The organism is Bradyrhizobium sp. 31Argb (assembly GCF_043638955.1).
Classification (GTDB): Bacteria; Pseudomonadota; Alphaproteobacteria; order Rhizobiales; family Xanthobacteraceae; genus Bradyrhizobium.
This window is the reverse complement of sequence record NZ_JBEGDB010000388.1, coordinates 1-5732: the sequence shown is the minus strand read 5'-3', so window position 1 is coordinate 5732 and position 5732 is coordinate 1. Positions and strand designations below refer to the sequence as shown.

General features: G+C 61.8%; 7 protein-coding genes. 6 read left to right on the top strand and 1 reads right to left on the bottom strand.

Features of this window, described 5'->3' with window-relative positions; genetic code table 11:
- Positions 1 to 267: 267 nt before the first annotated feature.
- The 4 genes from AAFX91_RS38175 to AAFX91_RS38160 are packed head-to-tail and all read left to right on the top strand — an operon-like array spanning position 268 to position 3957.
- Positions 268 to 1215 (top strand): branched-chain amino acid ABC transporter permease, encoded by a 948-nt coding sequence (locus tag AAFX91_RS38175; RefSeq protein WP_394569934.1) that lies wholly within the window; start codon positions 268 to 270, stop codon positions 1213 to 1215.
- Positions 1212 to 2516, top strand: a complete 1305-nt coding sequence (locus AAFX91_RS38170; protein ID WP_282530046.1) for a branched-chain amino acid ABC transporter permease — start codon at positions 1212 to 1214, stop codon at positions 2514 to 2516. Before AAFX91_RS38175 ends, AAFX91_RS38170 begins: the two co-directional genes overlap by 4 nt.
- Positions 2513 to 3262 (top strand): ABC transporter ATP-binding protein, encoded by a 750-nt coding sequence (locus AAFX91_RS38165; RefSeq protein WP_282530045.1) that lies wholly within the window; start codon positions 2513 to 2515, stop codon positions 3260 to 3262. Before AAFX91_RS38170 ends, AAFX91_RS38165 begins: the two co-directional genes overlap by 4 nt.
- Positions 3262 to 3957, top strand: a complete 696-nt coding sequence (locus tag AAFX91_RS38160) for an ABC transporter ATP-binding protein (protein WP_130580027.1) — start codon at positions 3262 to 3264, stop codon at positions 3955 to 3957. Before AAFX91_RS38165 ends, AAFX91_RS38160 begins: the two co-directional genes overlap by 1 nt.
- Positions 3958 to 4081: 124 nt before the next feature.
- Here AAFX91_RS38160 and AAFX91_RS38155 read toward each other — a convergent pair whose 3' ends face one another.
- The gene (locus AAFX91_RS38155; protein WP_394569932.1) at positions 4082 to 4414 is read right to left on the bottom strand and encodes an SMR family transporter; all 333 of its coding nucleotides are present in this window, start codon (positions 4412 to 4414) and stop codon (positions 4082 to 4084) included.
- A 251-nt stretch (positions 4415 to 4665) separates the two neighbouring features.
- Here AAFX91_RS38155 and AAFX91_RS38150 point away from each other — a divergent pair, with 251 nt between their 5' ends.
- Both AAFX91_RS38150 and AAFX91_RS38145 read left to right on the top strand, forming a co-directional pair.
- Positions 4666 to 4854 carry a hypothetical protein gene (locus tag AAFX91_RS38150; protein WP_130580028.1) on the top strand — a complete coding sequence of 63 codons (189 nt, stop codon included), beginning with the start codon at positions 4666 to 4668 and terminating at the stop codon, positions 4852 to 4854.
- Positions 4855 to 4915: 61 nt separating this feature from the next.
- Positions 4916 to 5623 (top strand): hypothetical protein, encoded by a 708-nt coding sequence (locus AAFX91_RS38145; RefSeq protein WP_130580029.1) that lies wholly within the window; start codon positions 4916 to 4918, stop codon positions 5621 to 5623.
- The last annotated feature ends 109 nt before the right edge of the window (positions 5624 to 5732 follow it).

Here is a 5732-nt window from a genome sequence, read left to right as displayed (position 1 = left end):
CTCCAGGCCAGATGGAACAACGACTTCCTTCTCCGCGCCCTCGCCCATATGCGATAGCCCTACGCTTGCGGGGGAGGGCTGGGGTGGGGGTATCTCCGCGATTCACACTGTCCGACCGTGGGGAGAGAGCCCCCACCCGGCGCTGGCGCCATAGCAGAAGCTTTGCTTCGGCGTCCTTCTAAGAACGGCCGCCTGAAGGCGGCCTACGCCTCCCCCGCAAGCGGGAGAGGTAAGAATCTAAGAGCATCACGCTCTAATGGATGAACCGTGCTTGAGCTGATCGTGATTTCTACGCTCAATGGCGTCCTGTTCGGGATGCTGTTGTTCCTGTTGTCCAGCGGACTGACGGTGATCTTCAGCATGATGGGCGTGCTGAATTTCGCCCACGCCAGCTTTTACATGCTGGGCGCGTTCTTCGGCTACCAGCTCACGAAGTGGATCGGGTTCTGGCCTGCGCTGGTGCTGGCGCCACTGCTTGTGGGCGCGGTCGGCATGGCGGTCGAGCGTTACGGCCTGCGCAACACCCACAAGCACGGACATGTCGCCGAATTGCTTTTGACGTTCGGGCTCGCCTTCGCCATCGAAGAAATCGTCTCGATGATCTGGGGCAAGAGCCCGGTGGACTATCGGGTGCCGGCGGCGCTCGACTTTCCGGCCTTCACGATTTTCTCGACCAACTATCCCGCCTACAAGATTTTCATGCTGGCGATCTCGGTGCTGATCTTCGTCGCGCTCTTGATTGCACTCAAGCGCACCAGGGTCGGACTCATCGTGCAGGCGGCGCTGACGCATCCCCACATGGTCGGTCATCTCGGCCATAATGTCGGGCGCATTTTCATGCTGGTGTTCGGCGTCGGCAGCGCGCTTGCCGGTCTCGCCGGCGTCATCGCCGGTCCGGCGCTGGTGACGCAATCGGACATGGCCGCCTTGCTCGGCCCCATCCTCTTCGTCGTCATCGTATTCGGTGGGCTCGGTTCGCTACCGGGCGCATTCATCGCCTCGCTCTTCATCGGGCTGGTGCAGACCTTCGCGGTCGCGCTGAACGGCTCGCTCGCCAGCACGTTCGGGCCGCTGGATCCGAGCATCGGGCCTTCGGTGCTCACCGATATCTGGAATGTCACGATCGCCCAGATCGCGCCGGTTCTGCCCTATGTGCTGCTGGTGGTCATCCTGATCGTCCGTCCCATGGGCCTTCTCGGGACGCGCGAAACATGACCAGCACCGTCACCTCTGCGTCTGATGTCGCTGCGAAGCCATCCGGCCAAAACCTGCGCTTCTACGGGCTGTGGGTGGTCGCTGCGATCGCGCTCGTCGTATTGCCCTTGATCTTCTCCTCGGGCGGCTCGCTCACCTCCTTCAGCCTGATCGGCATCGCGATCATCTTCGCGCTGTCCTACAACATTCTGCTTGGCGAGACCGGGCTGTTGTCGTTCGGCCATGCGGTTCATTACGGCCTCGGCGGCTTTGCCGCCGTCCATATGATGAATGCAGTCACGGCGCACGGATGGCCGATCCCGCTCCCCCTGATCCCGCTGCTCGGCGGCATCGGCGGCCTTGGCTTGGCGCTCCTGATCGGCTGGGTGATGACGCGGCGCGCCGGCACGGTGTTCGCGATGATCTCGCTCGGCATCGGCGAACTGGTCGCATCCTCGTCGCTGATCCTGCGCAGCGTCTTCGGCGGCGAATCCGGGATCAGCACCGATCGCACGGCATTGCCGCATATCTTCGGCTGGACCTTCGGCCCGCAAATCCAGGTCTATTATCTCATCGCATTCTGGGTGCTGGTGTCGGCGATGGCGATGTACGCGCTCACCCGCACGCCGCTGGGGCGCATCTGCAACGCGGTCCGCGACAATCCCGGGCGGGTCGAGTTCATCGGCTACGATCCTCACGTCGTCCGCTATCTCGCCTACTGCTTTGCCGGTTTCTTTGCCGGCATCGCAGGCGGTCTCGCCGCCATCAATTTCGAGATCGCGAACTCCGCCTATCTCGGCGCGGTGCAGTCCGGCATGGTGCTGTTCGCGACCTTCATCGGCGGCGCCTCCTACTTCTTCGGTCCGATCCTGGGCGCGATCCTCGTGACCTATCTGCAACTCGGGCTGACCAGCCTGACCAGCGTGTGGCAGCTCTATTTCGGCATCATCTTCATCGGTATCGTGATGTTCGCGCCGGGCGGTATCGCCGGCCTTCTGATGATGCACCGGCCGCTGATCCGCGCCAGGACGCTCGGCATGGTGATCCCGTCCTATCTGGTCGCCGCGCTCCCGACGCTGGCGCTGGCCTGCGGCGTCATCCTGTCGATCGAGACGGTGGCGCGCTACACGGTCACCGGCGGCGAAGGCAACATCGTCAAGCTTCTCGGCATCCCCTTTAACACCACTGCGCCCACGACCTGGGGCATCGCGGCCGTCCTTGTGGTCGGCGGCTTCATCGTCGCCCGTATCACCTGGCGGCGTATCGCCGAGGCCTGGGACCGTGCCGCCAGCATCGCCCGTGACCGGGGGTATCTCGCGTGACGCCAGCCATCGAAGTTCGTGCCGTCGAAAAGCACTTCGGCAATGTGAGCATCATTCAGGACCTCAACCTGAGTGTCGCGCAGGGTGAGCGCCACGCCATCATCGGTCCCAACGGCGCCGGCAAGTCCACGACCTTCAACCTGATCAGCGGCTATCTCAGCCCGAGCTCGGGTGAGATCCGGCTGAATGGCGATGTGATCTCGGGACTGCGGCCGTTCGAGATCAATCGGCGCGGCCTGTCGCGTTCGTTCCAGGTGACCAACGTGTTCGCCCGCATGACGGTGTGGGAGAATGTTCGCTGCGCCGTGCTTTGGGCCACCGGCCATCGCTATGCGTTCTGGAAGAACGTGGACGACCTGCCGGAGGTGCGGCGACGCACCGCCGAGATCCTCGAGGACATCCACCTGAGCCACCGTCGCGATGTGCCGGCAGGGCTTCTCACCTATGCCGAGCAGCGCGAACTCGAGATCGGCATCACCATCGCAGGCGGCGCCAACGTCATCATGCTGGACGAGCCGACCGCGGGCATGAGCCACGCGGAGACCGAACGCGCCGTCGCCCTGATCCGTCGCCTCACCGAAGGGCGTACGCTCGTGATCGTCGAACACGATATGAGTGTGGTGTTCGGTCTTGCCGACCGCATCTCGGTGCTGGTCTACGGCCATATCATCGCCTCCGGCACGCCCGAGGAGATCCGGGCCAACCCGAAGGTCAAGGAAGCCTATCTCGGCGAAGAGGCGCATTGATGCTCGAGGTCAGGGATCTGCACGCCTATTACGGCAAGAGCCATATCCTCCAGGGGGTCGACCTTTCCATCTCGGCTGGCGAAGTAGTGAGCCTGCTTGGCCGCAACGGTGTCGGCCGCTCCACTACGGTCAAGGCGATCATGGGCGAGGTGCCGCCTCAGGGGACGATTCGCTTCAAGGGGCAGGAGATCGCCGGGCTGCCGAGCCACAAGATCGCGCGCTTAGGCCTCGGCTATGTGCCGGAGCACCGCGATATCTTCCCCGGGCTGACGGTTCGTCAGAATCTCCTGCTCGGCATCAAGAACACGCGTCGGCCCGGCAAATGGCGGCTGCAGGACATGCTCGACATGTTCCCCAACCTCGCGGCGCGCGCCGATACGCCCGCCGGCGTGCTCTCTGGCGGCGAGAAGCAGATGCTGACCACCTGCCGGACGCTGATGGGCGACCCCGAGCTCATCATGATCGATGAGCCGACGGAAGGACTGGCCCCGCTGATCGTGCAGCAGGTCGGTGACCTGATCGCGCATATCGCGAAGGCGGGCGTTGCTATCCTGCTGGTCGAGCAAAAGCTGTCCATCGCGCTCAGGATTTCGCACCGGGTCTACATCATGGGCCATGGCCGCATCGTGTTCGAAGGCACGCCCGACGAGCTCAGGGCCAACGAAGCCGTTCGCAAGGAATGGCTCGAAGTGTAGAGGTTCTACGCTCCTAGAGCGTTTTCGAGCGAAGTGGGTACCGGTTCGCGTGAAGAAAACGCGTCAAAAAAAGAATGGAGAGCTTCGGTTCTGATTCAATCAGAACCGAATATGCTCTAGCCGGTCAGTGGACGGATGTCTTGGACAGAAGGTTCAGAACCAGGACGCCCGCCACGATCAGGCCCATCCCGACGAAGCCCGCAAAGTCGGGGCGCTGTCCGTAGATCGCCCACGCAATGAGCGCGACCAGTACGATACCGCCGCCTGCCCAAACAGCGTAGGCGATGCCGAGCGGTATGCGATCAAGGGTTTTGGCGAGTAACACGAAGGCGACAGCGTAGCCTACTACCACCAACAGAGAAGGGCCGAGCCTGGTAAATCCTGCGGATGCCTTCATCGCGCTCGTTGCGACAACTTCGACAACAATAGCGAGCGCGAGGACCGCGTAGGGGGGCATTCCGAACCTCCATTCATCTGGAGGCACCCAATGATCAGAAATCCCTCCAATCGTCACGTTCACCGTTACGTGAATGTCGCAACCGCGCCTTGCCTACGTGAGAATGGCATCAGGGGTGTGTCATATGTGCCGCACTGTGGACCAATTGCTCCAACGGGTTCGATCTGCCGCACTGAGGTCGCATTCCGCCGTGCATGGTCGGGAGGAGCGCAGGTTACCGCCTGGTTCTTTCTAAGTTGGGGAGAAGTACCGTGAAGAAAATCGTGATTGCAGTAGGCGCAACCTTTGCTCTGGTGACCGCCGCCAGCGCGGCCGACCTTCCGCGCCGAGAGCCCGTGCCCGCCTATCCGGCGGCTCCCATCGGCAAGATGCCGATTGGCAAGACCCCGGTCGGGAAGACTCCCGTCGGCAAGACGCCTATTGTCGCGCCGCGCTACTGACGCGATACTGACTCGGCTCGTTCAATCTGAGCTTTATCGTCGACGGTTAAGGGGGCAAAGCGTGGTAAACAGCCTGACGAGATCAGGACGATGCTTACTTGCGGGATTAACTCTCGCTGTTTTGCTCCCGGCCACAGTCCAATCGGCTTCCGCTCAGGAAGCTGACGCTCGCGCCAGCTCGGAACGCGCCACTTCCCAGAAACGGGAGGCCTACAAGCGCACCGCCAATGCGAATGCGCTTGTTTCCAGTGACGCGGCCGTTGAATCGCAACCGGCGCCACGGTCGACACGAAAGTCGGCGTCTAGCGCCGCAATGGGCCCGTATTACGTCGACTTCAGAGCCAGAACGGCGGCGAGTTGGGGACATGCTTTCGTCTGGTATGGAAAGACAAGCGAGCGGGCAGTTGACGTCGCGGGCCTGACCCCAGCGGGAGAAACCTTTGCCTATATACTCGGTCATTTGACGGTGGTGCCGTCCGAGACCGGGGCAAGCTATGGCGATCTTGATCCGGACTACCTGACCGCGAGCTATCGGGTTTACCTGAATGAGGCGGACGCAAAACGGGTTTTCGCATACATCAAGAAGTTGCAGGCGGATTCACCAGTCTGGAACGCGGAAACATTCAATTGCACTGGCTTCATCGGCGAAATCGCAAGCTTCATGGGATTGAAAGTACCTCACCGCTGGCAGCGTCCTGAGGAGTACGTCAACAATCTCAAGGTGATGAATGGCGGGCGCCAGATTGTCCGTCTGTCGCCAGAAGAATAGCGCGCCTTCGTCGTCGGCCTGAGATCTCTTTATTTGAGCATGATCTTTTCGGAAAACCGGTTTCCACTTTTCCGGATCATGCTCTAGGCCGTGTGGACTCTTGGGATTC